Raw genomic sequence first — 24,299 nt, 5'->3', positions numbered from 1 at the left:
AACACTTATTTATGGACAAATTATAAGTTTTACTTTACAATAAGTATATATATAAATTTATTTTCGCGTTAGTTTATTACTTGGAGGCAAAAGAATGAGCTATATAATAAAAAAATTTTTTAATGCTTTGTGTATAGTGCTGTTTCTCTCTTTTTCAGATTACGCAAATGCTGCTACTGATATAGATGATACAACTGCCCAAGTAATATGCAATATTATTGGTTATATTTGGGGAATAGGTGGGCCACTTATGACTGTAGTCATAATAGGTGCAGCTTTGCTTGCAATATTTGGTAGAATGCCATGGCCAGCTCTCTTTGCCCTAGGTATGTTTTGTGGTGTATTTTTTGGTGCCAAAGCGATTATAATGAAAATTATACCCGATAGCATTAAACAAGATAGTATGTTGAGCAAGTGTGGGGAAAAATAACTTAAAAATCAGGATGTTTTTGTGTGTATTGTTCCTTCATGTCTTCAATCTGTAACAAATAATGACTGTCTTTCGGTAAAGTTTTAATAGCTAACTCAGCGTACTTCATAAATTTCTCTAAATTACCTTCAATACAAGCCTTTTTCGTCAAAGCAAAATAATACATTGCCATATCAGCGCTACGTTTATATGCAATACTTAAATACTTCCAGACAAAGGCGTTATTTGTTTCTACGTTTGCAACCTGCTCTAGGTAAAAAATTGCCTTCTCTATTTCACCGTGTAATAATAAAGTATGAGATAACGCAAGTTTCACTAAATAGTTATTCTTCTCAGATAAATATCTAAGTGATTCTTCATACATTTTTATTGCTTCACTTAAATTTCCAGCTTTGTATAACATCTCCGCTTTTAATTCATATAAATAAGGATCATTGCGTGACTCTTGAATCAATGAATTAACTTTAGTAATAGCCTCTTCTATCTTTCCTTGCCTATAGTGAATTACAGCATTTACATACTTAGAACTACCTTCATATTTATTAGATAACACATGAATAGGAGCAAAAAAAGAGTCTAGCTTTGCAACCATACGCTCAAACTTCAGCAATTTATCTGCAAGGATTGGTTTTATATTGTTTTTAACCTTATAATTCTGTACAGCAAATATACGCTTATCACTAAGTGGGTGAGTGCGGAAATACTCTTCAGTGTTTTCATGCTCAATACTCTTAAAATAGTCAAAAATCTCTTTCATACCCAAATTATCATAGCCAGATTCATCTAGGTATCTTAAAGCATAGCTATCTGCTACACTCTCTTGCTCTTGAGAATAGTTAAAAAACAACCTTGAACTAAGCGTTACACCACTAAGCAAGATTGCACTCGCAACCTGAGGGTTAATGACAATACTAGAAACTAATCCTACCATATAACTAATCATTGCTATTGATTGAAAATAACCTACAGCACTACTCATTTGTAATACATGACCAGCAGATATATGAGCAATTTCATGTGCTAATATACCAAGTAAGACATAAGGTTCAGTCGAATATTGTAAAAGCCCTAAATGAATGAAAATGCTATTATTGTTAATTACAAAAGCATTAATCGATCTATCATCAACTATAAAAACTTTTATTTTATCATTATCAATACCCGCAGCAGAAAATAAAGGTTGCGCTAGATCCTTAACTACCGCTTCCACTTCACTATCTCTAATAATACTAACAGAGTAAGCGCTATTACAGTATACGAAAAAAAATAGTAAAACAAAAAGCTTAGACATGGAAATTCCTTGTTTGTATAACTTTGAGGAATTTTATATTTTAACACTTAAACTATACGAATCTATAAACGCTAGTTTAAATTTTGAACGTAACTGATAAGTTTATCAATGGTAGTTAACTTAATATTATGTTGTTCAGCAAATTCAAGCAACTGGGGTAAGCGCATCATAGAGCCATCATCATTCACTAATTCACAAATAACTGCAGAATGATTACATCCCACTAACTTAGCTATCTCAACACTTGCTTCAGTATGACCAGCACGTTGCTCTACTCCACCCTCATGTGCAATCACAGGAAAAATATGACCGGGAGTTATAATGTCATCCTGAGTTCTATTTTTATCAATAGCAACATGTATAGTTTTTGTTCTATCCTCAGCTGAAACACCCGTAGTAATACCATAACGTGCATCAATTGATGTAGTAAAAGCAGTATGATTTTCACCAACATTTTTTTTTTCCATGAAACTAAGGCCTAACCTTTTCATGTGAACTTTAGTCATTGCTAAGCAAACAATCCCTGTACCGTATCTAACCATAAAAGCCACATGTTCTGGCTCTAATTTCTCAGCTAATACAATCAGATCACCTTCATTCTCTCTGTTTTCATCGTCAACTAAAATGAATAATTTACCAGAACTAGCATCCCTCAATACATCTTCCACAGAAGAAATACCAGGTAGACTAATTGAAGGATAAGTTACTTGTACCATGATTTACTTAAACTCAATCTTAACTATTTTATACAATTTCTCTCCATTTGGCACTATCACTTCCACATACTCACCAACTTTTTTGCCAATTAAAGCACTACCGAGTGGTGAATCCGTAGAGATCAACTGCTTTGAAGCATCAGCTTCATATCCACCTACAATCTTATAAACATATTCAATTTCACTGTTATCATCACCGAGCATGCTTACCGTAACAGTTGCACCAAACATTACTGTATCACCAGACAAATTTTTTACTTCTATCACTTCTGCATGTGAAAGTTTACTTTCTACCTCAATTATACGGCCTTCAATAAAACTTAATCTCTCCCGTGCTGCATGATATTCTGCATTTTCTGATAAATCGCCTTGATCACGAGCATCAGAAATAGCCTGTATGATAGAAGGTTTTTCTTCCTTTAATTTCTCAAGTTCGACTTGCATACTCTCAAAACCTTCCCTTGTAATAGGAAACTTGTTAACAATGGATGAAGTCATAATCACCGCCTAAACGCAATTAAATTGAGTGACAAAATCACTCACAATACCAAGAATATCATCTTTTATATCATCATTCATGTCACCCGACAACTTTTTTAAAACTCCAGGGTGAACAGTTTGAAAATAATTGATAAGATCACACTCGAACCTATTGATGTTGCTCACCTGTACCTTATTTAATTGACCATACAGATTAGAAAAGATATACATAAGCAATACTTGCTCTTCTATTTGCATAGGTGAATACTGTTTTTGCTTTAATAATTCAATAAGGTATTTACCTTTGTTTAAGGACAATTGAACAGTAGCATCAAGATCAGAACCAAATTTAGCAAAGTCTTCCAGTTCTCTATATTGGGCCAAACTCAGCTTTATAGAACCAGCAACTTTTTTCACAGATTTCAATTGTGCAGCAGAGCCAACCCGAGAAACCGATAAACCTATATTCACTGCAGGGCGAAATCCTTTGTGAAACAATTCAGACTCAAGAAAAATTTGTCCATCGGTAATTGAAATCACATTAGTTGGAACATATGCAGATACATCACCAGCCTGAGTCTCAATAATCGGCAAAGCAGTCAAAGATCCCTGTCCTTTTTCATCAGACATTTTGGCAGCTCTTTCAAGCAAGCGAGAGTGTACATAGAATATATCTCCAGGATAAGCTTCACGACCAGGAGGACGTCTGAGCAATAAGGACATCTGCCTATATGCCACAGCATGCTTAGATAAATCATCATATACCACCAAGCAATGCATTCCATTATCACGGAAAAATTCTCCAATAGTGCAACCGGTATAAGGTGCTAAAAATTGCATAGGCGCGCAGTCAGATGCGCTAGCCACAACTACGGTTGTATACTCTAATGCTCCACTTTCTTTTAGCTTATTCACCACTTTTGCTACTGTCGAAATTTTTTGTCCAATAGCAACATAAACACAGTAAATTTTTTGATTTTCGTTTACCTCATCATTAATCTTCTTCTGATTGATAATAGTATCAATCGCAATAGTGGTTTTACCAATTTGTCTATCGCCAATAATTAATTCACGTTGCCCTCTACCTATAGGAATCAACAAATCTATAATTTTAATTCCTGTCTGCAGAGGTTCATGCACAGATTTACGGTCAATAATACCTGGCGCTTTAGATTCTATATACATTTTGTTCTTGGCTCTAATTTCTCCGCCATCGTCTATAGGATCGCCTAATGCATTTACAACTCTCCCTAATAATTCATGACCTACAGGCACCTGTACAACATCACCACTACATTTTACAACGTCCCCTTCTTTTACATCACGGTCATTGCCAAGCACAACTATTCCAGCTGTATCATGATCTAAATCAAGAACTATTCCTTCTACACCGCTTGCAAAAGATACCTTTTCACCAAACTTTGCTTTTTCCAGCCCATAGACCAATGTGATACCATCGGTTACTGAAATTACTTCACCTATATTTTCTCGTTTTATAGGATTATCAAATGTCTCAACCTTCTCTTTTATTATGTTTACTACTTCAGAGGCATTTATGCTATTCTTCATATACAATTCCTTATTTTCAACATTTCCATTTTACTCAAATCAACCAATCTATCCAAATAACTCTTAAGCGAAGCATCAATCACGTTAAAACCATACCTAACTACAAAGCCACCTAGTATAGAAGGATCAACCACATGACTGACTTTTATTATTTTACCAAGAAAGTTCAAAGATTCAGTAATTATTTTTATATCAGGTTTCTTTAAAATCTCTGCTGATTTTATAGTAATTTCCAATTCATTTTCACTTTCCCTTACAAGATTTAAGAATTTTTCTAATATAAGGATTAATAAACGGGAGCGCTTGTTTGCAAGTGTAACCATAATAAATTTGACTAAGTTTTCACTCAAGTTCTCCTTTATAGAAAGTATCGCTTCTTTTTTGTGCAAAAGAGAAACCATAGGATGAGATAGATACACAAAAACATCTTGATCTTTAAAAAAAGCTAACAAAAATTCTACTTCTTTTCTTATAATACCTAATCTGCTTCCTGAGACATGAAACAGTGCTCTAGCATAAGATGAAACTAAATTATTGTTTTTCATATTCAATTACCTGTTCTAGTAAATCTAAATTATTTTAGCTACCATTGTTCAATCCAAGCATTTTTTATATAAATAGGTCTTCTCCTTAAGGAAAGAAAACATAAATCATATCTGACTGAATAATCTAAAAAATCAAGATTTTTACTTAAGAAATATTTAGAAGAATTTATAATAGACTGACACTGAAAATGAGATATCGGTACTTCTTTTCCAAATAAACTTGTTTTAACTTCTATAAAAATCAGCTCCCTTTTTTTAGATACAATTAAGTCAATTTCACCCAACTTACAACGGAAGCGACGTTTTATAACATTATAGAATTTCAGCTTTAAATATATCGAAACTAACAATTCTCCAAAGTAACCTACAAAATAGCGTAACCTACTTACCATAAAAAGAATAATTAGCTTTGTGTAACTACTTTGCTTCCTTTTTTATTTTTACTATAAATCTCACCTTTTGCTGAAATATCTCTATCAACTAGCTCTATCACTGCCATTGGAGCGCAATCACCCTTTCGAGTACCAAATTTTATTATTCTAGAATATCCACCTTTACGGTCTTGATAACGATTAGCTAGAACGCTTAATAATTTATCAACTACTAACTTACTATTATGAAGACGTGAAAGCAAAAGCCTTCTACCATGTAAAGAATCGTTATTCTTAGCAATTGTAATAAACTTTTCCACATATGGACGAAGTGCTTTAGCCTTTGGTAAAGTAGTTACAATCTGCTCATGATTAATTAACGAGATAGATAGATTCTTTAACATTGATAACCTATGCTCGGTACAACGAGACAGTTTATTTTTCTTTATTCCATGTTTCATATACTACCTAATCCTCATCAGTATGTTGTTTAGCCAGTTCATCTATATCCTTAGGCGGCCAATTTGGTATATTCATACCCAAAGACAAACCTGAATTATTTAAAATTGCCTTGATTTCATTCAAAGACTTTCGGCCAAAATTAGCAGTTCTTAACATTTCAACTTCCGTCTTTTGCACAAGATCACCTATATAAGTGATATTTTCATTTTTCAGACAGTTATGAGATCTAACAGATAATTCCATTTCATCTACTTTACGCAATAGAACAGGATCATAGCCCAAATCTTTAGCACCACTAGACAAAGAAACTTGCGATTTTTTATAACTCATATCAGAACTAATAAAAGGCTGAAATTGCTCCTGTAATATTCTTGCAGCATAGTCAACAGCTTGACTTGGAGAGATTGTACCATCAGTTTCAATTGACAATATCAGCTTATCTTTATCAGTAACTTGACCAACACGACTATTCTCTACTCTATACGAAACCCTCTCAACAGGACTATATAAAGCATTAACTGGAATAAAACCAATTAAATCTTGTTCATTCATAGACTTTAAAAATTCATTTTCTTTATATTTATTTACAGAAAGATAACCTTTTCCACTAGCAATATATATAGTAATGTTAAGCTCCACATCTTGACCTAGTGTACATATCACCAAATCTTTATTAACAATAGAGCATTGGTCATCAGTTTCTATCATTCCAGCTAATACTTGACAAGGCCCTTTAGCGCTCAAATTTAAGCACTTATTAGACGTGTTATTTAACTTACATCTCAACATGCCCATATTTAATGCTATATCAGTTATGTCTTCCCTAACTCCTTGGATCGAAGTAAATTCATGATTCACGCCTTCAATTTTTATTCCATAAACAGCACTACCGCGAAGAGAAGACAACATTACACGCCTTAATGCATGACCCAACGTTAAAGCAAAACCACTTTCCAAAGGTTCTAGAACTATATCACTTTTTTTACTTGAATCACCTGATATTACCTTAATCGCATTAGGCTTAGTTAATCTATCTAAATTTCCACAGAAAGAGACATTATCACTATAATACATACAAAAACCTTCCAAATATCCTATACTCTTCTTTTTTTCCTTAGTCTACACCCATTATGAGGTATCGCCGTTTTATCTGCAATTGAAGTGACAGTCAATCCACAATTCCGAAGTGCTTTAACTGCAGCTTCTGCACCAAAACCAGGACCACGAATTATTACAGAAACAACCTTCATACCAAATCTCTCTATTACTTTCTTCGCAGCAGAATCGGCAACCTTACCTGCAGCATAAGGTGTGGATTTTCTCGAACCAGAAAAACCACATGCACCAACAGAAGTCTGGTAAAGCGTATTACCACAAACATCAGTCACATTTACAAAAGTATTATTAAAAGTTGCACGAATATGGACAATACCAGTAATAAACCTTTTTGTATTCTTACCAACCGTTTTAACTTTTTTCATAAAAACTCACGATAATAACAAATTTTATTTTTTTCCAGCAATAGGCAATTTAGATCTGCCTTTACGAGTTTTAGCATTAGTATGGGTTCTTTGTCCCCTCACAGGCAAACCTTTTCTATGCCTTAATCCTCTATAGCAACCGATTTCCATTAAAGATTTTATATCCATAGCTACTTTTTTTCTGAGCTCACCCTCTATGACATATTTTTGCCTAATAAAACTACTAATTTTCTCTATATCTTCATCTTGTAATTCTAAAACACGCTTACGCTCATCAATTTTACAGCTACGACAAATTATATTCGCAGTAGTAATACCTATACCATGTATATAAGTTAATGCAAAAGGAACACACTTCTTCACTGGAACATTTATGCCTGCAATACGTGCCACTGATACCTCGATACTTTATTAATAATAACTCTTAATTTATACCATAAAACAACTTATAGTCAAATCAAATTACAAGAAATTTTACTTTCAATCTCTTGCATTACTCTATCAACACTCAAATTAGCGTTAATTGTTAACAACTTGTCCTTATAATACTCGCGCAAACCCTCTATCTGAGAATGATATTCTCTTATCCTCTTATTAATTGCAAGCATATTAGCATCATCAATTCTCTTCTCCAATCTCGTACTTTTACATTTAGCACAAGTAGTATTCTTAAAAGAAGATATACTATATATACTTTTACAATCCAAACAAGTAAGACGATCTTTTAATCTATCAATTGCAATATTATCGTCAAGCTGCAACTCAATTACAAGATCAACATCCCTATTGCATCTTTTTTGCAAAACTTGAGTTAAAAAATGAGCTTGATTTAAATTTCTTGGAAAACCATCTAACAAAAAATCACCATCTATTAATGCAAGCTGGTCACACAATAATTTACATATAACTTCATCTTGAATTAAATTACCAGATTCAACAGTATCCTTTATTCCTTTACCTAATTTACTCTCACTAGATATAATATTCCTTAATAAATCTCCTACTGAAACTAATTTAAAATTATACTTTGCTATTAACAAACTGGACTGAGTACCCTTACCAGAGCCAGGAGGACCAAAAATTGTAATAATCACTTTAGTCTCCTTGTTTTAGACTCATATTTCTTTATCCAACTATCGTACCTATTTGAAAAAACATAAGATTGTACTTGCATAATAGTATCAGTAATAACGTTAACTATAATCAGCAAGCTCGTCCCACCAAAAATAAATGGTATATCATAATGATACCTCATAATTTCAGGTACAGTACATATTACCACCAAATACGCAGACCCAATAAATGTTAATTTAAAAACTATATCTTGAAGATAATCAGAAGTATGTTTTCCAGGCCCTCTACCAGGAATAAAACCACCATTTTTCCTAAGAAAATCAGCATTTTCCTCTGGATTAAATATAAAATTGGTATAGAAAAAATTAAAAAGCACTATGAGTATTAAGTAAGTTATAATGTACATCACTTTATTTGCCATAAAGTAGTTTAAAATAAAATCAGCAATGGCATGACCTTTATAGAAATTTGCAATTGAAATAGGCGTTAATAGAATTGCGTTAGCAAAAATAGTTGGTATTACACCAGATAAATTGATCTTCAATGGAATGTAAGTAAAATCATCATTATGTAATTTTTTAAACTGTTTTTTGGGATATTGAACAATTACCTTTCTATAAGAAGATTCTGTAAAAATGACTAAAAGGAGCAGTAAAAAAAACAATGCTATAACAAAAAGGGTAATGAAAAATGACATACTACCATTTTTATTTAATGTTAGCAGAGATGATAAAGCATTATGTAATTCAGATGTTATGCCAGTAAAAATGATTAATGAGATACCATTTCCTATACCGCTCACACTGATCCGCTCACCAAGCCATATTAAAAATATAGTTCCACCTAAAAGGCTAAAGACACCTATAGTACGAAACATAATACCAGGTTCAACTACAACTAATACCCCTTCTCTATTCATTCTTTCTAACCCTATTAAGATCGTAATTGATTGAAAGATACAAAACACTATAGTCATATAGCGTATATAAGAGTTCATCTTTCGACGTCCCAACTCTCCGTCATTTTTAATTTCATTGATTCCTTTAACGGCAGAAGATAATAATTGCATAACTATGGATGCAACTATGTATGGCATAACGTTTAACGCCAAGATCGTCATTCTAGCTAAAGCGCCACCAGAAAATAAATTAAATACTCCAAAAACACCAGAACTCTCTTTTGGAAATATATCATTGATTATATCAAGATTAATTCCAGGAATAGGAACATAAGTGCCTAAACGATAACAAACTAAAGCCATTAGAGTAAAAAATATACGCTTTAGTAAATCACTTTTATATAACAGCGTAGAATCCAAACTATTAAATGCAAATTTACTGTTCATGATTTACGATAGTATTTCTACACTACCACCAACTGAAGCTACAGATCTTTTTGCAGCTTCTGATGCAAAATCAACATGAAACACAAATTTTTCCCTTAATTTACCCTTATTAAGAAGTTTGATTTTACTTTTAACAGATCTGATAAAACCTAACTTATGCAGTAGCTCCTTATCTATGATAGAATCCTTGACTATTTTTTTAGCTTCCATTAAGCACTGTACATCCCCAACATTAAATATAGAGTATAAGTTTTTGCGTATAGGCTTAAAACCTCTTTTAGGTAAACGAGTATATATAGACTGCTGTCCACCTTCAAAACCATTTATAGAAACGCCACTTCTCGCTTTCTGCCCTTTATGCCCCCTACCGGATGTTTTACCTTTACCACAACCAATACCTCTACCTAATAATTTAGGCTTCTTTTTCTTAGATAATTTGGTAAATATAGAATTTAATTTTACAGCATCATTCATAGTTTACCTATTTCCAACTATCTCACTAATCTTTTTACCCCTCTTACCTGCCACTTGGCGAGGAGATAACATAACATCAAAAGCCTTAAATACTGCACATATAATATTATGAGGATCATTTGATCTAGTAGACTTAGCTACCACATCCTTTATACCTAATACCTCAAAAACCGACCTCATTGCTCCACCAGCAATAATACCTGTTCCAGCTCTTGCAGCTCTTAAAACTATCTCACCAGAACAGAATTTAGCTTTAATATCATGATGTAAAGTTCTACCTTCACGTAAGTACACCCTAATCATCGACTTCTTTGCAGCATTTAAAGCTTTCACTCTTGCTTCAGCAACCTCTGCGTGTTTACCTATTCCACATCCTACCCTACCCTTACCATCACCAACAACAACCAAAGTTGAAAATGAAAATCTTCTACCACCTTTAGTAACCGTTGTTACCCTTCGGACTGAAACCAAAAGTTCTGATAAATCATTATTATTTTGTAAATTCTTTACAGCCATATTTAAAACCTTCTAAAATTTAAATCCAGAGCTTCTTAAAGCCTCAGCAAATTGAGAAATCAATCCTGTATACTTATATGCTCCCCGATCAAAGACGAACCGCTGCTGCAATTTTGTACTAGGCAGACGCTCAATCAATAAAGAAGAAACCTGTTTTATAGTTTCAGCATTAACCCTACCTTTACATACATTCCTAATTTTATCATCCAAAGTAGAAGCAGAAGCTAGGGTTGTTCCTTTTGCATCGTTAATCAACTGAACATAGAAATGTTTATTAGACTTAAATATGGATATACGTAAACGCCCAGCGCTCTTATCGAGCTTCGCTCTATTACGAAGTTTCCTTTTTTCATAGCTACTTAAAAAATTATACAATCTTTTCATTTTAATTACTTCTTTTTATTTACAACCTTACGCAGCATAAATTTGCCTTTTATTACAATACCCTTACCTTTATAAGGATCATATTTTCTAATTTTGCATATATCAGAAGCCACCATATAGACTTTTTGCTTATCCATACCGCGAATCACTAAATGAGTTGGCTTTATACACTTAATCTCAACGTCTTTAGGCACTTTATACTTAATATTATGACTATAACCAAGATATAAAGTCAAATACTTATCATCACATTCTGCTTTATACCCCACACCATTAATCTCAAGATCAACAGAAAAATCATTAACCATACCGTTAATCATGTTATTAATATTACTTCTATAAGTGCCCCATATAGATTTTATTTTATCATAATCATCCCTGCCTTGATCAACAGAAAGTAACAATTGATTATCAACTATCTGACACAGAATGCCACTACACAAGTTCAGCTCTTTTTCTGCCCTAACACTTCTTATTAATACCCTACCATTATTATATTCAACTGAAAGATCAGCAGGAATATTGATAGGTGCGGCACCTATACGAGACATACATTTCTCCTATCATTTAAAATACACGACACAAAACTTCTCCACCAACTTTTAATCTACGTGCATTATAATCGGTCATCACTCCTTTCGGTGTAGATATAATAAAAATTCCAAGACCATTATATGCTTTAGAAATGTCCTTACACTTAGAATAATAACGACAACCGGGCTTTGATACCCTAGCTATATCATTAATCACAGGTGATTTATCATAATACTTCAACTGCACAACAAGGGAAGGGATACTATCACTCTCTTGCTTTTCATAATTAAGAATATACCCTTCCTCTTTTAAGATCTTCAATATAGAAGAATTCACTTTAGAGAATAGGACTCTTGTTTCCCTATGCATTGCCAATTGAGCATTACGTATTCTTGTTAAAAAATCACCAATACCATCAGATAACGACACTATTACACTCCTTATATCACATTTACCAACTAGATTTTGTAACCCCTGGAACTTGTCCAAAAGAACACAAATCACGTAAAACAATCCTACATAAACCAAATTTTCTATATACTCCTCTCGGCCTACCAGTTAAAGCGCATCTATTCCTAATTCTGATTTTAGAAGAATCTCTAGGCAATTTTTTAATCAGCTTACTTTGAGCTGCAAACCTTTTTGCAATAGATAAATCCTTATTATTCATTATAGATTTTAATTCTTCCCTTCTCTCCCTATATTGATCGCATAACTTTATTCTACGAAGATTCTTCTGTATCATGGATTTTTTTGCCATATATATTTTCTCTCAATTATCAAAAAAAGGGAATTTAAGAGCCAGTAATAATTCCTTTGCTTCCTTATCACTAACTGCACTTGTTATAATATTAATATCCATACCTCTAATTTTACTTATTTTATCATAGTCTATTTCTAAAAATGATATATGCTCCTTGATACCAAAGGAAAAATTACCATGACCATCAAATTGCTTCACACTAAACCCTCTAAAATCTTTTTCCCTTGGCAAAGCAATATATATTAATCTTTCTAAGAATTCATACATTTTGTTTCTACGCAAAGTCACTTTACAACCTACAGTTGCACCTTTTCTAATTTTGAAACCAGAAATAGATTTTTTTGCAAAGGTTAACACAGGCTTTTGCCCAGCAATCGAATGTAGATTATCAAATGGCTCATTTATCGCTTTATTGTCCGTAGCAGCATCTCCAACGCCCATATTGATACACACCTTGACAAGTTTAGGCACTTGCATTACATTGCTGTAATTAAACTTATCCTTTAAGGATTTTACTATATTATCTTTATACAATTGTTTAAACATATCAACCTAATCTATCACTTCTCCAGAAACTTTTGCAAAACGCACTTTTCTACCATCTATAATCTTAAATCCTACTTTAGTTGGAGTTTTATACTTAGGATCCAATATTGCAACATTGGATACATCAATAGCTAACTCTTTATTGAATATACCACCACCACTACCAGCTCTTGGTTTAGTATGTCTCTTACACACATTTACGCCAGAAACAACTACTTTCTTTTTAGCATTACGTATTATAACTTTGATTACCTTACCAATTTTTTTCTTATCTTTACCAGTTAAAACTATAATATCATCACCACTTTTTATTTTAGCACTCATTATAAAACCTCATCAGCTAATGACATTATTTTCATAAAAGAACCAGATAATAACTTTTTTACTGGACCAAACACCCGAGTGCCAAGTGGTTCACCTTGATCATTAATTAAAACCACAGCATTGCTAGAAAAACGAATTACAGAACCATCAGATTTCTTAACACTATTTTTTACTCTAACAACAACTGCTTTATATACTTTTCCTTTTTCAACTTTACCTTTTGGGTTAATAGACTTAGTAGATATAATAATCGTATCACCTACAGATGCAGATTTCCTACCACCTAACAAGCCAATACAAAGCACTGCACGCGCACCAGAATTATCAGCTACTTCTAACAATGTATTTTTTTGAATCATATAAATACCTATTCCTTTTTAGCTATTGATAACAACCCATTTTTTAGTAACAGAAATAGGCTTATGTTCCTGTATTAAAACCCTATCTCCCTTTTTGCAACTATTATTCTCATCATGTGCTGTATACTTCTTGTATTTTTTAATAACTTTTTTATACAGCCTATCCTTATACACTTGTAACACCGAAACCTTTACAGTCTTATCAGAGTCAGCCTTAGTTACGACACCATAAAAAACCTTCTTAGGCATTTTTTCCCTCTCTCTTTCTTCTATTTAATACAGTTAGACTACGAGCTATGCTCTTTCTTATTAAGCTGAAACGCGAAAAATTGTTGCACTGGCCAAGTTTTTTTTGAAAAGCCAAATTAACAAATTCTTTCCTCAAATTCACAAGAAGTTCATGTAATCCTTGTGAAGATTCTGATTCAAATTTAACTATATCCATTGCAACTCCATTCAATTATGATTAGATATAAATTTACACTTCATAGGAAGCTTAGCAGTCGCTTTTTCAAGGGCCAATCTTGCTAAATGCATGGGAACATCACTACTAATTTCAAACAAAACCCTACCGGGCTTAGCTTTAAATACCCAAAATTCAATACTACCTTTCCCTTTACCCATACGTACATCTGCTGGCTTTTTACTAACCGGGGTATCAGGAAAAATTCTTATCCACACTTTACCAGAGCGTTTTAACGTTCTAGATATTACGCGCCTTGCAGTTTCAATATGCTTAGACTGAACCTTACCTACTTCCATAGCTTTTAATCCATAATCTCCAAAAGACAGCGTGCTACCACCCTTAGCATTACCCTTGATTCTCCCCTTAAATACCTTTTTATATTTACTCTTTTTGGGAACAAACATTTCAATATACCTTAACTACCAACATAAACCCAAACTTTAACTCCTATAATACCGCATATAGTCTTCGCTTCACAAAAAGCATAATCTATATTAGCACGCAAAGTGTGTAAAGGCAAACGACCTTCTTTGTACCATTCAGTACGAGCTATTTCAGCTCCGCCAAGACGCCCAGAGCAACTTACTTTAATACCCTCAGCACCCATCTTCAAACAATTTTGAATAGCTTTTTTCATCGCTCTTCTACATGAAATCCTTTTTTCTAGCTGATGTGTAATACTCCTTGATATTAAAACTGCATCTATTTCAGACTTTTTAACTCCTACTACATTCACTTCAACACTACTTTCTACTTTTTTAGCTATTTTTTGCTTTATCTTCTCAACATCCAAACCTTTCTTACCTATTATAACCCCAGGTTTAGAAGAATGTATTATTACAGACACTAAAGTAACTGTACGCTCTACAGTTACTTTAGAAATACCAGCATGCTTAAAGGATTCATTTATATAACTGCGAATAAATAGATCTTGATGCAATTTCTGTTTATAATCGTCCGTAGCACACCAAACAGAATCCCAGGTATTACTATTTATTTGCAATCTAAATACTTTAGGATTAACCTTCTGTCCCATATTTTTACACTTTCCTTATTAATTTTCCATTTCTATAAATCATACAATTTCTTTCAATTTTATAGTTATATTACTATAAAATTTGCTCATTCTATTAGCCCTACCCATAGCTTTTGGATATACTCTACGCAAAGTAAGTGACTTACCTATTAAAATTTCCTTTATATATAAATTATCAACGTTCAATCCATAATTATTTTGAGCATTAGCAATTGCAGAATTCAACACCTTCATTATAAAACCGGCAGCCTTTTTTTCACAAAATCTTAATTGTACATTAGCAAAAGAAACTTTTTTATTACGCACTAAATCAGCAACCAAATTTAATTTGCGAGGAGTTGATCTTAAAACCTTAGAACCAGCCTCAACTATTATATCCCTATTTTTCATATCAATTGCCTACCTTCTTGTTGCCTTTTTATCACCACCATGCCCAGTAAATTTACGAGTAGGTGAAAATTCACCGAATTTATGACCTATCATATTCTGATTATCAACACTAACAGGAATGTAATCTTTACCATTATAAACAGCAAATTTTAAACCCAAACAATTAGGAAGAATTACAGAAGCCCTGGAATGAATTTTTATCACCTTATTAATAGAACCCTCTTTTAAAGCTCTCTGAACTAATCTTAGTACAGATGGGTGTAAAAAAGGTGGTTTCCATACAGATCTACTCATAAATTAACCTTTCAATTTTTTTATATACTTATCACTAGATTTATTTTTTTTCCTAGTTTTTTTTCCTTTTGTTGCAACACCCCAAGGAGTAACAGGATGACGACCGCCAGAAGTTTTTCCCTCTCCACCTCCATGAGGATGGTCAACCGGATTCATTGCAACTCCACGCACAGCAGGTCTAATTCCAAGCCACCTACTTCTCCCAGCCTTACCCAGCTTTCTATTTTTATGATCAAGATTAGACACTACACCAATAGTAGCCTTGCAAGAAGATAAAATCAACCTAATTTGACCAGACCTGAGTCGTAATAAAACATATTGGCCATCACGACCAACGATTTGTGCATAACAACCAGCAGCTCTAGCAATCGCAGCACCATTACCTGGCTTCAGCTCAACATTATGAACGAAAGAACCAACAGGTATATGCTTGAGTAGTAAACAATTCCCTGGCAAAATATCAGCATCATCTCCAGCTGTCACAACATCACCAGGCTTCATACCTTGAGGAGCTAATATATAAGATTTAGTATCATCTTCCTTATATGATATTAATGCTAAAAACCCACTTCTATTTGGATCATACTCTATTTTCTCAACTATACCCTGATCACTTCTATTACGTTTAAAATCTATAACTCTATACTTCTTCTTGTGACCACCACCCCTGTGACGAGTTGTAATTCTACCATGATTATTTCTTCCACCACTGGATTTCTTGCCAAATACAAGAGACTTCTCCGGCTTATCTTTTGATAAACCAATTTTACTTATTAATATAGTCCCACGAGAAGACGGAGTAACAGGATTAAAAAATTTCATACCCATATTAAACGCTCATTATATCTAATTTTTGACCATCCATCAAAGAAAAATAAACCTTTTTTCTCTGTTTTTTACAACCAACCACACCCCTGAAACGTCTATATTTAGGTTTAACTCTAATAACATTTATAGAAGAAATTCTGACATTAAATAAAGACTCTATTGCCGATTTTATTTGACGCTTATTTACATTTACAAAAACATACAAAGAGTATTTATTAAACTTCTCTCTTAAAAGAGAAGCCTTTTCTGTGATTACAGGAGATTTTATTATATTATTATATTTAATCATAACAATCTACCTTCAAGATGCTTTAAAGTGTCTTTTGTTAACATCACGCATTCATGATTCAATATATCAAAAACATTTAACCCAATAGGTTTGATTAAATCTACATAATGCAAATTTTTAGCAGCACGTAACAAATCATCTCCATAATCACCAACTATTAAAAAAGAAGAAAATTTAAAATTTTTAATATATTCACACATTTTAGATGTTTTCTTCACATCAACATTTAAACTATCAAGAACAACAACTTGATTATTTAAATATTTTAGAGATAAAGCAATTTTCAAACCAAATTTACGTACTTTTTTATTAAGAGAATAAGCATGACTCCTCACAACAGGACCAAAAATAATTCCACCACCTCTAAACTGAGGAGATCGCAAGCTCCCCTGTCTCGCCCTACCGGTACGTTTTTGACCATACGGCTTAGCTGTTGTACCAGAAACATCACTGATACCCTTTGTTTTATGAGCACCAACTCTTCTCTTTGCTAATTGCCATCTCACTATATCATGCAAAATACTCAATTTTTGCTTGGCAGAAAATATCAAGGGATTAAGCTCAACACTACCTACATTATTATTAGATAGATCAACTAATTCACATTCCATAACTAACTCACCAAATTATTAGCATCATCACTCATATTCAACAGCAGACCTACTGGAAAAGGAACATCTTTATGTAAAGGCTTTTTAACTGCATCTCTCACAAAAACATAAGAGTTTTTAAACCCAGGAACATTATTACCCTTTACAGCAATTATGCTATTTTCATAATCAATGGATAATATTTTCATATTCTGTACAGTCACTCTGCTATTACCTAAATGACCAGCCATTTTCTTCCCCTTGAATACTCTACCAGGATCTTGACATTGACCAGTAGAACCTTGTGATCTATGAGCAATAGAAACGCCATGAGATGCCCTAAGCCCACTGAAGTTATGCCGCTTCATCACACCAGCAAACCCTTTGCCTAAAGAATAACCCGTAATGTCAAGATATTGACCAACTACAAAATGATTAACCCCCACCTTTTTACCACATTCTATTCCGAATAGATCAGTTAATCTACTTTCGTATAATTTACATTTACTATTTATACCCTTTTTCTTTAAATATTCCAACTGAGGTTTTGCTATTTTTTTTAAATCCCCTGTGCCTAAAATGACTGAATTGTAGCCACATTTATCTTGTCCTTTTATATCGATAATATAAGTTTCGCTGAGATGCAATAAGGTTACAGCCATGCGACTATTATCAAAATACATAGCAGTATGGCCAACATTGGTCATTAACAAACCAATTCTCCTAAGCGAATTTATTCTCTTCATTTCCTTTTCCTAAATATTGACTTCCTTAACCTTTAAATCCACTTCTACACCAGCAGAAAAAGATAAATCTGCAAGCATCTTCATCATAGTAGAAGTAGGATTATGTACAATAATTAACCGCTTAGAAATTCTCATTTCAAATTGCTCACGAGATTTTTTATCAACATGAGGAGACCTATTAACAGTAAATTTAGAATCTTTTCTTGGCAACGCAATCGGACCAGATAAATCTGCATTAAACTGCTTTAATTGATCAATAAACTCGCGAATACACTTTTCCAACAAAGAACAATCGAAAGCTTTGATTCTAATATATATATCTTGCTTCATCTTAGTTATTATACTCATTCTAAAATTTCCGAAACAACGCCAGAACCAACAGTTCTACCACCTTCTCTTATCGCAAAACGTAATCCTTTATCCATTGCTATTGGTACTTGCAACTCCACTTCTATACTTACATTGTCCCCTGGCATTACCATCTCCTTTCCATCTAGCAATTTTATGCTCCCAGTTACATCCGTTGTCCTTAAATAAAACTGTGGCTGATAATTTCCAAAAAATGGTGTATGCCTTCCTCCTTCTTCTTTCTTCAATATATACACCTCCGCATTAAATTTCTTATGCGGGGTTATTGTCCCTGGTTTTGCCAATACTTGCCCTCTCTCCACTTCTTCTCTCTTTGTTCCTCTTAGTAGTATTCCTACATTGAGTCCTGCACTTCCCTTATCTAGCAACTTCTTAAACATCTCAACACCAGTACATATCGTCTTTTGCGTCGCTTTCAGACCTATTATCTCTATCTCATCCCCTGTCTTTATCTCCCCCTTCTCTATTCTTCCTGTTACTACCGTCCCTCGGCCCGATATTGAAAATACATCTTCTATTGGCAACAAAAACGGCAAATCTATAGGCCTTGGAGGTACTGCCACATACTCATCTAACTTCTCCATCAATTTATCTATTGATTTCTTTCCATACTCACTACTATCATCCTCTAATGCTTTTAACGCAGACCCAACTATCATAGGCACTTCATCACCTGGAAATCCATACTTACTCAGCAACTCTCTCACTTCCATCTCTACCAAATCTATCATATCAGCATCAGCAACATCAGCTTTATTTATATATACCACGATATATCCAACACCCACCTGTTTTGCCAGCAATATATGCTCTCTCGTTTGTGGCATCGGCCCATCAACCCCTGACACTACCAATATCGCTGCATCCATCTGTGCTGCACCTACTATCATATTCTTTACATAATCAGCATGTCCAGGGCAATCAACGTGTGCATAGTGTCTCTTTTCTGTTTGATATTCAACATGCGCTGTTGCTATTGTTATCCCTCTCTTTCTTTCTTCTGGCGCTTTATCTATTTGATCATATGCTACAAAATTACCATAATGCTTTGTTATCGCCGCTGTTAACGTTGTCTTCCCATGATCCACATGTCCTATCGTTCCCACATTTACATGCGGCTTTCCAAATGCTTCTACTATCGCTGTCATAATTTTAACTCTTCTACCTAAAATATAAATACATCAACAAATAATATGTTGATTTTATATAAATACAACAAAAAAAAGAGCGGATAGTGGGAATCGAACCCACGTCACTAGCTTGGAAGGCTAGAGCTCTACCATTGAGCTATACCCGCACAATGGAGGAGGTAGGATTCGAACCTACGTACGCAATGCGGACAGATTTACAGTCTGTTACCTTTAACCACTCGGTCACTCCTCCACAAAAATCTGTTAAGAGAACACTACCTTAACTTAAGTTTTATTATTCCTAATATTAAACATCGAAATCCAAAAGATCAAGTAATAAAAGCTAATCTAACTGATTTCAGTTAGATTTTACTTTTATATAACAAAATATTGTCAATAAAACGCCCAAATAAGTAATGTGAATCATGTGTACCTGGCGCTTCTTCTGGATGGTATTGAGTAGAAAAGACTGGGTAATCCTTCATCATTATCCCCTCTACACTATTATCAAATAGAGAAATATGAGTAACTTCAACGTTACTTGGAAGAGAAGCTGAATCAACAACAAAACCATGATTTTGGCTAGTTATCTCAACTTTTTTACTCTCCAGATCATAAACTGGATGATTACTCCCTCGATGACCAATATCCATCTTGACAGTCTTTGCTCCCAAAGTAACTGCAAGTAATTGATGGCCCAGGCATATGCCAAAAACTGGTATTTTAGATTTCACAATAATTTCTATTTCTGAAGTTACACTCTCTCCTATCTCTTGTGGATCACCAGGGCCATTTGAAAGCACTATACCATCTGGATTCATGCTTAATATTTTGTGAGCAAAACCTGTATCTGGTTTGACTAATTCAACCGCACAATCAAGTTCTACTAAGCGTGAGATTATACTATTTTTTACACCGAAATCAACAATTACAACCCTATATTTTGCATTAAGAACGCTTTGAAAGTTATTACTTAAACTGACTTTCTTAGTTATTTCTATTCCATTTACAGATTTGTATTTCTTCAATTCATCTAATATATGTACCTCACTTGACGGACATATCATTCCATTTTGAGATCCATGTTTTCTCAAATATCTCGTCAAAGCTCTAGTATCAATTCCCGATATCCCAACTACATTATTTTTCTCCAACCAATCATTTAAACTAATATATGAAGAAGAGTGAGACATAGGAGAAAGTTCACGCATAACCACACCACTTGCAAAAACTTTTTCTCCTTCATTATCTTTGTGATTTATTCCAACATTACCAATATGAGGAAAAGTGAACGCTATTATTTGATCAGCAAAAGAAGGATCTGTTATAGTATGCTGATAACCTGTCATACCGGTGGTAAAACAAACTTCACCTATACATTTGCCTCTTTTACCTACCGATTTTCCCAAAAAGTACTTGCCATCTTGTAAAACTAAAGCTGCATCCTGCATTTAATTCTCTCAACTCATTTAAAATATTATATAAGAATTTTAAATTACAAGTAAGCAAATACTAAATTTCCCTTTAAGTTTATATAAAATTCAAAATTATAAGTAGCTTTCTTTTTTTATTATTTAGGAAAATTATAGCAAACTTAACTTGTGTGAATAGGCAATAGTCATTACATTCATACTTCATGTTATATAAATTCACATGGATAGAAAAACTTGTCTCATTACAGGAGCATCATCTGGCATTGGAGAAAGTCTAGCACGGTTGCTCATTAAAGATCGATGGTTTGTGGTTGGCATTGCAAGGCGCACTGAAAAACTGGAAAAATTAAAAGAAGAATTAGGTAGTAATTTTTTACCTATAACATGTGATGTAAGCAAAAGTGAAAATATTAAAAACTCGTCTGATTTTTTAAAAAAGCAAAATATTATACCAAATCTCTTTTTTCTTAATGCAGGATGTGGCGAAATAGAAGATAAGTTTCATACCAACATTCATAGAAAAACATTTGAAACCAATTATTTTGGCGTTATCAACTGGATTGAAGAATGGATTCATCATAATTCCTTGGCAACTTTTGCGGTTATATCTTCTCTTGTTGCTATGCATGCAACACCACATGCTTCTGCATACTGTGCCAGCAAAGCAGCACTAAAAAGTTGTTTTCAATCACTAAAAATCCAATATTCTAACAGTAGCACAAAGTTTATCACCATAATGCCAGGGCCAGTAAAAACAGATATGTTTAAGTCTAATAAACCACTTCCCTTCATATGGGAGCCAGAAAAAGCTGCAGCATATATTTTAAAAAGTATATTTAAAGGAAAGAAAGTTATAGCGTTTCCAATTTTCTGGCGGTTATTTTTTCATATTTTACAAATTCTTCCCACTAAAATGACTGCAAGAATCTTACGATAATCACCAAATCTATCATCTTGTAAAGCTAAAGCTCTTCAAAACTCAATCGCAAGCTTCTCCACACAAAAACATCTTGACTATCGCATGTTTCATATTATATGAATAAACTGTTAATGAAAGTGGAGGGTTGCAATGCCTAATAATACAGATCAGTCTAAAAAAATAAATGAGAAATGGTTATTTATAGGAGGTGCTTCACTGTTTCTTGTAATAATGCTACCATCAATTTTTCTCTTAGCAAAAATAGCTATGATGTTTGTTATAATCTCAACTACAGCAATAGCAATAAAAATTGCCTCAAAAGCAATATCAAACGTTTTAGAGGATAAAGAGAATCAATCAACACAAAATAAAATTATAAACCTAGCTATTGGAGCAGTGTCCATACTTGCAGGTGGGCTATCATTACTTATTACAGCAAAAGTTGGTTTCATCGCAATATGTTCAACTATAGCTATTTTAGCTCTGTATGAATATATTAAAGATGAAAAAATAGGTAAGGATATAAATGATAAATTCGATGAAATAGCTAATAATACAACTGAGTTTTGCGTCAACAGCATTGAAAAACTTATTCCATCACAAAGTTGTGAAGTGTAATCTTTTGTTTATAAATTTTTAGATGCATGGCTAACGTATAAACACTGAAATCAGCACTTCCTTTCTTGTTATACTAGTAATGGCTTCCATCATCAAAAATGTTGTATTACTTTTATACTCGCAAATCTAACTGGATTCCAATGCTGGAATAACATTACCTTGAATGGAAATCGGTGCGTGATGTACATCTGTATAGAGATTAAATATGTCATTCAGTTTGTTATCATTCTAGTACTGCCATTCTATAGGTAACAGCTGTACCTGGAGCTCCTCTCTTGTCATTCCAGCACTGGAATCCAGAAAACTTAATTTCAAACCAGTACTTTCCCTCTTTTCATCCCAATTTCCAAAATGTTACTCCAGTACTGAAATCCAGCTTTTTTATAACTATCGAAAACACTGTATTACTTTACAAATTTAACTAGATATAATTACTGGCATGGCACGTTCGTAAAATTACGATAAAAAATTACTTGACAAACTCTAATAGTTTTGTTACCATGCACGGTGAAGGTCTTCTAGAGCTCGGAATCTATCTTCGTCTGCAGACTTTTCAATTCAATTAATCTATAATCTTCAGTTAAAATATATTTTAGCTATACTTCGGTCGTAGCTGTATACATTTTTCTCAATCTTTTTTATTAGTGGAGGACTATCATGTTTAAAACACTGAATTACGCATATCATTGACCTACATGTCTTTAAAGGACAGATGGTACCTATGTCCTTTTTATATAAATTATTGTGTTTTTATGTCTTTTTTAGCAATGTCATTTATTGTTTTACGCCCCAGTCTTTTTCAAATATTGCGAGCCCTTGATCAGTAAGTGGATGATTAATTAACTGTCTAAGTATTTTTGCTGGCACAGTAATTGAATGAGCACCAAGCCGTGCAGCTTCTATTACATGTGCTGGACTTCTTACTGATGCAACAAGAACTTTTGTCTTAAAATTATAATTAGAATATATAGTGCATATATCTTCTATTAGCGATAAGCCATCATAGCTTATATCATCAAGGCGACCAACAAAGGGAGAAATAAAACAAGCACCGGCCTTAGCGGCAAACAGTGCTTGTCCAGGAGAAAAACATAATGTAATGTTAGCAGGTATTTTATGTTCTGTCCACAACTTTTTACAAGAAATTAATCCTTCATGTGTAAGAGGTAACTTTACTACGATATTACTAGCGATTTTCGCTAACTTAAGGCCTTCCTTAACCATATCTTCATGGCTATCTGCAACAACTTCAACACTAACAGGTCCTTTTATAATAGAACATATTTCGCTTACTAAATCTTCGTACTTATCTTTATGTCCAGATTTTGCTATTAAAGAAGGATTAGTTGTTATACCATCAATGAACTCTTTTAGCTCCTTAATTTCATTCAAATCAACACTATCAAGAAAAATTTCCATATTATTGTCCTATTAAAAACCTATTTTTACAAAATATTGTCATCTTTGAAAAGTATTAAATAAAATCGGATTTTTAACTCAACTCAATTTTCAGTCCGTTAGGAAAGA

The 24,299-nt window shown here is 33.4% G+C and carries 38 protein-coding genes and 2 tRNA genes; 3 read left to right on the top strand and 37 right to left on the bottom strand.

All coding sequences use genetic code 11. From position 1 onward, the window contains the following. The first annotated feature begins 94 nt into the window (after positions 1-94). On the top strand, positions 95-430 hold the full coding sequence (locus tag WP_RS05995) for a TrbC/VirB2 family protein (protein ID WP_007302562.1): 336 nt from the start codon (positions 95-97) through the stop codon (positions 428-430). Position 431: 1 nt separating this feature from the next. On the opposite strand, the gene WP_RS05990 is transcribed toward WP_RS05995, so the two are convergent. From WP_RS05990 to carA, 36 genes are all read right to left on the bottom strand, one after another. Further along, positions 432-1,721, bottom strand: coding sequence for a M48 family metalloprotease (locus tag WP_RS05990; protein ID WP_007302561.1), 1,290 nt, complete (start codon positions 1,719-1,721; stop codon positions 432-434). A gap of 71 nt (positions 1,722-1,792) precedes the next feature. Next, positions 1,793-2,437, bottom strand: a complete 645-nt coding sequence (gene ribB, locus WP_RS05985) for a 3,4-dihydroxy-2-butanone-4-phosphate synthase (RefSeq protein WP_007302560.1) — start codon at positions 2,435-2,437, stop codon at positions 1,793-1,795. 3 nt (positions 2,438-2,440) lie between these two features. Beyond that, a complete protein-coding gene (gene greA, locus WP_RS05980; RefSeq protein ID WP_007302559.1) occupies positions 2,441-2,935 on the bottom strand; it encodes a transcription elongation factor GreA in 495 nt (164 codons plus the stop codon). 9 nt (positions 2,936-2,944) lie between these two features. Beyond that, positions 2,945-4,486 (bottom strand): F0F1 ATP synthase subunit alpha, encoded by a 1,542-nt coding sequence (gene atpA / locus WP_RS05975; RefSeq protein WP_007302558.1) that lies wholly within the window; start codon positions 4,484-4,486, stop codon positions 2,945-2,947. Beyond that, the gene (gene atpH, locus WP_RS05970) at positions 4,483-5,031 is read right to left on the bottom strand and encodes an ATP synthase F1 subunit delta (protein ID WP_007302557.1); all 549 of its coding nucleotides are present in this window, start codon (positions 5,029-5,031) and stop codon (positions 4,483-4,485) included. Before atpH ends, atpA begins: the two co-directional genes overlap by 4 nt. Positions 5,032-5,069: 38 nt before the next feature. Next, positions 5,070-5,423 (bottom strand): YraN family protein, encoded by a 354-nt coding sequence (locus WP_RS05965; protein WP_010404733.1) that lies wholly within the window; start codon positions 5,421-5,423, stop codon positions 5,070-5,072. An 11-nt stretch (positions 5,424-5,434) separates the two neighbouring features. Beyond that, positions 5,435-5,863 (bottom strand): 50S ribosomal protein L17, encoded by a 429-nt coding sequence (gene rplQ, locus WP_RS05960; protein WP_010404731.1) that lies wholly within the window; start codon positions 5,861-5,863, stop codon positions 5,435-5,437. A 7-nt stretch (positions 5,864-5,870) separates the two neighbouring features. After that, entirely contained in the window at positions 5,871-6,938 is a 1,068-nt protein-coding gene (locus WP_RS05955) for a DNA-directed RNA polymerase subunit alpha (RefSeq protein WP_007302554.1), read from the bottom strand. Between the two features lie 20 nt (positions 6,939-6,958). Beyond that, positions 6,959-7,345 carry a 30S ribosomal protein S11 gene (rpsK, locus tag WP_RS05950; protein WP_006012273.1) on the bottom strand — a complete coding sequence of 129 codons (387 nt, stop codon included), beginning with the start codon at positions 7,343-7,345 and terminating at the stop codon, positions 6,959-6,961. A 24-nt stretch (positions 7,346-7,369) separates the two neighbouring features. After that, positions 7,370-7,738, bottom strand: a complete 369-nt coding sequence (gene rpsM, locus WP_RS05945) for a 30S ribosomal protein S13 (RefSeq protein ID WP_007302553.1) — start codon at positions 7,736-7,738, stop codon at positions 7,370-7,372. Between the two features lie 59 nt (positions 7,739-7,797). Beyond that, positions 7,798-8,439: an adenylate kinase family protein gene (locus tag WP_RS05940; RefSeq protein WP_007302552.1), complete on the bottom strand. Its 642-nt coding sequence runs from the start codon at positions 8,437-8,439 to the stop codon at positions 7,798-7,800. Continuing rightward, a complete protein-coding gene (secY, locus tag WP_RS05935) occupies positions 8,436-9,764 on the bottom strand; it encodes a preprotein translocase subunit SecY (RefSeq protein WP_007302551.1) in 1,329 nt (442 codons plus the stop codon). The genes WP_RS05940 and secY overlap by 4 nt, the downstream gene beginning before the upstream one ends. A gap of 3 nt (positions 9,765-9,767) precedes the next feature. Continuing rightward, complete coding sequence (gene rplO / locus WP_RS05930) at positions 9,768-10,238, bottom strand: 50S ribosomal protein L15 (protein ID WP_007302550.1); 471 nt, start codon at positions 10,236-10,238, stop codon at positions 9,768-9,770. A 3-nt stretch (positions 10,239-10,241) separates the two neighbouring features. Continuing rightward, complete coding sequence (rpsE, locus tag WP_RS05925; RefSeq protein WP_007302549.1) at positions 10,242-10,754, bottom strand: 30S ribosomal protein S5; 513 nt, start codon at positions 10,752-10,754, stop codon at positions 10,242-10,244. Positions 10,755-10,766: 12 nt separating this feature from the next. Further along, a complete protein-coding gene (gene rplR, locus WP_RS05920) occupies positions 10,767-11,138 on the bottom strand; it encodes a 50S ribosomal protein L18 (protein ID WP_007302548.1) in 372 nt (123 codons plus the stop codon). Positions 11,139-11,143: 5 nt separating this feature from the next. Beyond that, positions 11,144-11,689 (bottom strand): 50S ribosomal protein L6, encoded by a 546-nt coding sequence (rplF, locus tag WP_RS05915; protein WP_007302547.1) that lies wholly within the window; start codon positions 11,687-11,689, stop codon positions 11,144-11,146. Between the two features lie 16 nt (positions 11,690-11,705). Beyond that, positions 11,706-12,101 (bottom strand): 30S ribosomal protein S8, encoded by a 396-nt coding sequence (gene rpsH, locus WP_RS05910; protein WP_007302546.1) that lies wholly within the window; start codon positions 12,099-12,101, stop codon positions 11,706-11,708. 22 nt (positions 12,102-12,123) lie between these two features. Further along, the gene (gene rpsN, locus WP_RS05905; protein WP_007302545.1) at positions 12,124-12,432 is read right to left on the bottom strand and encodes a 30S ribosomal protein S14; all 309 of its coding nucleotides are present in this window, start codon (positions 12,430-12,432) and stop codon (positions 12,124-12,126) included. 12 nt (positions 12,433-12,444) lie between these two features. Next, positions 12,445-12,981: a 50S ribosomal protein L5 gene (rplE, locus tag WP_RS05900; RefSeq protein WP_007302544.1), complete on the bottom strand. Its 537-nt coding sequence runs from the start codon at positions 12,979-12,981 to the stop codon at positions 12,445-12,447. Between the two features lie 6 nt (positions 12,982-12,987). Then, positions 12,988-13,305: a 50S ribosomal protein L24 gene (gene rplX, locus WP_RS05895; RefSeq protein WP_007302543.1), complete on the bottom strand. Its 318-nt coding sequence runs from the start codon at positions 13,303-13,305 to the stop codon at positions 12,988-12,990. Beyond that, positions 13,305-13,664 (bottom strand): 50S ribosomal protein L14, encoded by a 360-nt coding sequence (gene rplN / locus WP_RS05890; RefSeq protein WP_007302542.1) that lies wholly within the window; start codon positions 13,662-13,664, stop codon positions 13,305-13,307. The genes rplX and rplN overlap by 1 nt, the downstream gene beginning before the upstream one ends. Before the next feature lie 18 nt (positions 13,665-13,682). Further along, the gene (rpsQ, locus tag WP_RS05885; protein ID WP_007302541.1) at positions 13,683-13,913 is read right to left on the bottom strand and encodes a 30S ribosomal protein S17; all 231 of its coding nucleotides are present in this window, start codon (positions 13,911-13,913) and stop codon (positions 13,683-13,685) included. Then, positions 13,906-14,109, bottom strand: a complete 204-nt coding sequence (gene rpmC, locus WP_RS05880) for a 50S ribosomal protein L29 (RefSeq protein ID WP_007302540.1) — start codon at positions 14,107-14,109, stop codon at positions 13,906-13,908. Before rpmC ends, rpsQ begins: the two co-directional genes overlap by 8 nt. Positions 14,110-14,120: 11 nt before the next feature. Continuing rightward, entirely contained in the window at positions 14,121-14,534 is a 414-nt protein-coding gene (gene rplP, locus WP_RS05875; RefSeq protein ID WP_012482006.1) for a 50S ribosomal protein L16, read from the bottom strand. A gap of 11 nt (positions 14,535-14,545) precedes the next feature. After that, positions 14,546-15,166 carry a 30S ribosomal protein S3 gene (rpsC, locus tag WP_RS05870; RefSeq protein ID WP_007302538.1) on the bottom strand — a complete coding sequence of 207 codons (621 nt, stop codon included), beginning with the start codon at positions 15,164-15,166 and terminating at the stop codon, positions 14,546-14,548. A gap of 39 nt (positions 15,167-15,205) precedes the next feature. After that, the gene (gene rplV, locus WP_RS05865) at positions 15,206-15,556 is read right to left on the bottom strand and encodes a 50S ribosomal protein L22 (RefSeq protein WP_007302537.1); all 351 of its coding nucleotides are present in this window, start codon (positions 15,554-15,556) and stop codon (positions 15,206-15,208) included. A 9-nt stretch (positions 15,557-15,565) separates the two neighbouring features. Then, entirely contained in the window at positions 15,566-15,850 is a 285-nt protein-coding gene (gene rpsS / locus WP_RS05860; protein ID WP_010404687.1) for a 30S ribosomal protein S19, read from the bottom strand. Between the two features lie 3 nt (positions 15,851-15,853). Beyond that, positions 15,854-16,678, bottom strand: a complete 825-nt coding sequence (rplB, locus tag WP_RS05855) for a 50S ribosomal protein L2 (protein WP_007302535.1) — start codon at positions 16,676-16,678, stop codon at positions 15,854-15,856. A 1-nt stretch (position 16,679) separates the two neighbouring features. Further along, the gene (locus tag WP_RS05850; RefSeq protein ID WP_007302534.1) at positions 16,680-16,967 is read right to left on the bottom strand and encodes a 50S ribosomal protein L23; all 288 of its coding nucleotides are present in this window, start codon (positions 16,965-16,967) and stop codon (positions 16,680-16,682) included. Beyond that, positions 16,964-17,578, bottom strand: a complete 615-nt coding sequence (rplD, locus tag WP_RS05845) for a 50S ribosomal protein L4 (protein ID WP_007302533.1) — start codon at positions 17,576-17,578, stop codon at positions 16,964-16,966. Before rplD ends, WP_RS05850 begins: the two co-directional genes overlap by 4 nt. Positions 17,579-17,580: 2 nt before the next feature. Further along, positions 17,581-18,303, bottom strand: coding sequence for a 50S ribosomal protein L3 (gene rplC / locus WP_RS05840; RefSeq protein ID WP_012482005.1), 723 nt, complete (start codon positions 18,301-18,303; stop codon positions 17,581-17,583). Positions 18,304-18,312: 9 nt separating this feature from the next. Beyond that, entirely contained in the window at positions 18,313-18,633 is a 321-nt protein-coding gene (gene rpsJ, locus WP_RS05835; protein ID WP_012482004.1) for a 30S ribosomal protein S10, read from the bottom strand. 14 nt (positions 18,634-18,647) lie between these two features. Next, positions 18,648-19,820: an elongation factor Tu gene (gene tuf / locus WP_RS05830; RefSeq protein WP_007301992.1), complete on the bottom strand. Its 1,173-nt coding sequence runs from the start codon at positions 19,818-19,820 to the stop codon at positions 18,648-18,650. A 78-nt stretch (positions 19,821-19,898) separates the two neighbouring features. Further along, positions 19,899-19,969 (bottom strand) — tRNA-Gly (locus tag WP_RS05825). 4 nt (positions 19,970-19,973) lie between these two features. Then, a tRNA-Tyr gene (locus tag WP_RS05820) sits at positions 19,974-20,055 on the bottom strand. A gap of 109 nt (positions 20,056-20,164) precedes the next feature. Beyond that, on the bottom strand, positions 20,165-21,253 hold the full coding sequence (gene carA / locus WP_RS05815) for a glutamine-hydrolyzing carbamoyl-phosphate synthase small subunit (protein ID WP_007302530.1): 1,089 nt from the start codon (positions 21,251-21,253) through the stop codon (positions 20,165-20,167). A 202-nt stretch (positions 21,254-21,455) separates the two neighbouring features. On the opposite strand from carA, the gene WP_RS05810 reads away from it, so the two are divergent. Then, positions 21,456-22,172 (top strand): SDR family NAD(P)-dependent oxidoreductase, encoded by a 717-nt coding sequence (locus WP_RS05810; protein ID WP_007302529.1) that lies wholly within the window; start codon positions 21,456-21,458, stop codon positions 22,170-22,172. Positions 22,173-22,304: 132 nt separating this feature from the next. Continuing rightward, positions 22,305-22,772: a hypothetical protein gene (locus tag WP_RS05805; protein WP_007302528.1), complete on the top strand. Its 468-nt coding sequence runs from the start codon at positions 22,305-22,307 to the stop codon at positions 22,770-22,772. A 774-nt stretch (positions 22,773-23,546) separates the two neighbouring features. Here WP_RS05805 and fsa read toward each other — a convergent pair. Then, a complete protein-coding gene (fsa, locus tag WP_RS05800) occupies positions 23,547-24,191 on the bottom strand; it encodes a fructose-6-phosphate aldolase (protein ID WP_007302527.1) in 645 nt (214 codons plus the stop codon). Positions 24,192-24,299 lie beyond the last annotated feature (108 nt).

Source organism: Wolbachia endosymbiont of Culex quinquefasciatus Pel, assembly GCF_000073005.1.
Classification (GTDB): domain Bacteria; phylum Pseudomonadota; class Alphaproteobacteria; order Rickettsiales; family Anaplasmataceae; genus Wolbachia.
The sequence above is the reverse complement of the archived record's forward strand: the minus strand, read 5'-3'. Positions and strand labels throughout refer to the sequence as shown.

Excerpts from the sequence above, each read along its gene's own strand:
- rplN (WP_007302542.1), bottom strand. The coding sequence starts at position 13,664 with ATGATTCAAAAAAATACATTGTTAGAAGTAGCTGATAATTCTGGTGCG.
- rplV (WP_007302537.1), bottom strand. The coding sequence starts at position 15,556 with ATGAAAAATAGGGATATAATAGTTGAGGCTGGTTCTAAGGTTTTAAGA.
- secY (WP_007302551.1), bottom strand. The coding sequence starts at position 9,764 with ATGAACAGTAAATTTGCATTTAATAGTTTGGATTCTACGCTGTTATAT.
- rplE (WP_007302544.1), bottom strand. The coding sequence starts at position 12,981 with ATGTTTAAACAATTGTATAAAGATAATATAGTAAAATCCTTAAAGGAT.
- rpsE (WP_007302549.1), bottom strand. The coding sequence starts at position 10,754 with ATGGCTGTAAAGAATTTACAAAATAATAATGATTTATCAGAACTTTTG.
- rplF (WP_007302547.1), bottom strand. The coding sequence starts at position 11,689 with ATGTCTCGTATAGGTGCCGCACCTATCAATATTCCTGCTGATCTTTCA.
- rplR (WP_007302548.1), bottom strand. The coding sequence starts at position 11,138 with ATGAAAAGATTGTATAATTTTTTAAGTAGCTATGAAAAAAGGAAACTT.
- rplD (WP_007302533.1), bottom strand. The coding sequence starts at position 17,578 with ATGGAATGTGAATTAGTTGATCTATCTAATAATAATGTAGGTAGTGTT.
- rplQ (WP_010404731.1), bottom strand. The coding sequence starts at position 5,863 with ATGAAACATGGAATAAAGAAAAATAAACTGTCTCGTTGTACCGAGCAT.
- WP_RS05810 (WP_007302529.1), top strand. The coding sequence starts at position 21,456 with ATGGATAGAAAAACTTGTCTCATTACAGGAGCATCATCTGGCATTGGA.
- rplX (WP_007302543.1), bottom strand. The coding sequence starts at position 13,305 with ATGAGTGCTAAAATAAAAAGTGGTGATGATATTATAGTTTTAACTGGT.
- rplP (WP_012482006.1), bottom strand. The coding sequence starts at position 14,534 with ATGTTTGTTCCCAAAAAGAGTAAATATAAAAAGGTATTTAAGGGGAGA.
- fsa (WP_007302527.1), bottom strand. The coding sequence starts at position 24,191 with ATGGAAATTTTTCTTGATAGTGTTGATTTGAATGAAATTAAGGAGCTA.
- rpsS (WP_010404687.1), bottom strand. The coding sequence starts at position 15,850 with ATGAGTAGATCTGTATGGAAACCACCTTTTTTACACCCATCTGTACTA.
- tuf (WP_007301992.1), bottom strand. The coding sequence starts at position 19,820 with ATGACAGCGATAGTAGAAGCATTTGGAAAGCCGCATGTAAATGTGGGA.
- WP_RS05955 (WP_007302554.1), bottom strand. The coding sequence starts at position 6,938 with ATGTATTATAGTGATAATGTCTCTTTCTGTGGAAATTTAGATAGATTA.
- rplO (WP_007302550.1), bottom strand. The coding sequence starts at position 10,238 with ATGAATGATGCTGTAAAATTAAATTCTATATTTACCAAATTATCTAAG.
- atpH (WP_007302557.1), bottom strand. The coding sequence starts at position 5,031 with ATGAAAAACAATAATTTAGTTTCATCTTATGCTAGAGCACTGTTTCAT.
- WP_RS05995 (WP_007302562.1), top strand. The coding sequence starts at position 95 with ATGAGCTATATAATAAAAAAATTTTTTAATGCTTTGTGTATAGTGCTG.
- rpsC (WP_007302538.1), bottom strand. The coding sequence starts at position 15,166 with ATGGGACAGAAGGTTAATCCTAAAGTATTTAGATTGCAAATAAATAGT.
- rpmC (WP_007302540.1), bottom strand. The coding sequence starts at position 14,109 with ATGGATATAGTTAAATTTGAATCAGAATCTTCACAAGGATTACATGAA.
- rplB (WP_007302535.1), bottom strand. The coding sequence starts at position 16,678 with ATGGGTATGAAATTTTTTAATCCTGTTACTCCGTCTTCTCGTGGGACT.
- carA (WP_007302530.1), bottom strand. The coding sequence starts at position 21,253 with ATGCAGGATGCAGCTTTAGTTTTACAAGATGGCAAGTACTTTTTGGGA.
- rpsJ (WP_012482004.1), bottom strand. The coding sequence starts at position 18,633 with ATGAAGCAAGATATATATATTAGAATCAAAGCTTTCGATTGTTCTTTG.
- WP_RS05965 (WP_010404733.1), bottom strand. The coding sequence starts at position 5,423 with ATGGTAAGTAGGTTACGCTATTTTGTAGGTTACTTTGGAGAATTGTTA.
- rplC (WP_012482005.1), bottom strand. The coding sequence starts at position 18,303 with ATGAAGAGAATAAATTCGCTTAGGAGAATTGGTTTGTTAATGACCAAT.
- WP_RS05805 (WP_007302528.1), top strand. The coding sequence starts at position 22,305 with ATGCCTAATAATACAGATCAGTCTAAAAAAATAAATGAGAAATGGTTA.
- rpsK (WP_006012273.1), bottom strand. The coding sequence starts at position 7,345 with ATGAAAAAAGTTAAAACGGTTGGTAAGAATACAAAAAGGTTTATTACT.
- rpsQ (WP_007302541.1), bottom strand. The coding sequence starts at position 13,913 with ATGCCTAAGAAGGTTTTTTATGGTGTCGTAACTAAGGCTGACTCTGAT.
- WP_RS05850 (WP_007302534.1), bottom strand. The coding sequence starts at position 16,967 with ATGATTAAATATAATAATATAATAAAATCTCCTGTAATCACAGAAAAG.
- greA (WP_007302559.1), bottom strand. The coding sequence starts at position 2,935 with ATGACTTCATCCATTGTTAACAAGTTTCCTATTACAAGGGAAGGTTTT.
- WP_RS05990 (WP_007302561.1), bottom strand. The coding sequence starts at position 1,721 with ATGTCTAAGCTTTTTGTTTTACTATTTTTTTTCGTATACTGTAATAGC.
- ribB (WP_007302560.1), bottom strand. The coding sequence starts at position 2,437 with ATGGTACAAGTAACTTATCCTTCAATTAGTCTACCTGGTATTTCTTCT.
- atpA (WP_007302558.1), bottom strand. The coding sequence starts at position 4,486 with ATGAAGAATAGCATAAATGCCTCTGAAGTAGTAAACATAATAAAAGAG.
- rpsN (WP_007302545.1), bottom strand. The coding sequence starts at position 12,432 with ATGGCAAAAAAATCCATGATACAGAAGAATCTTCGTAGAATAAAGTTA.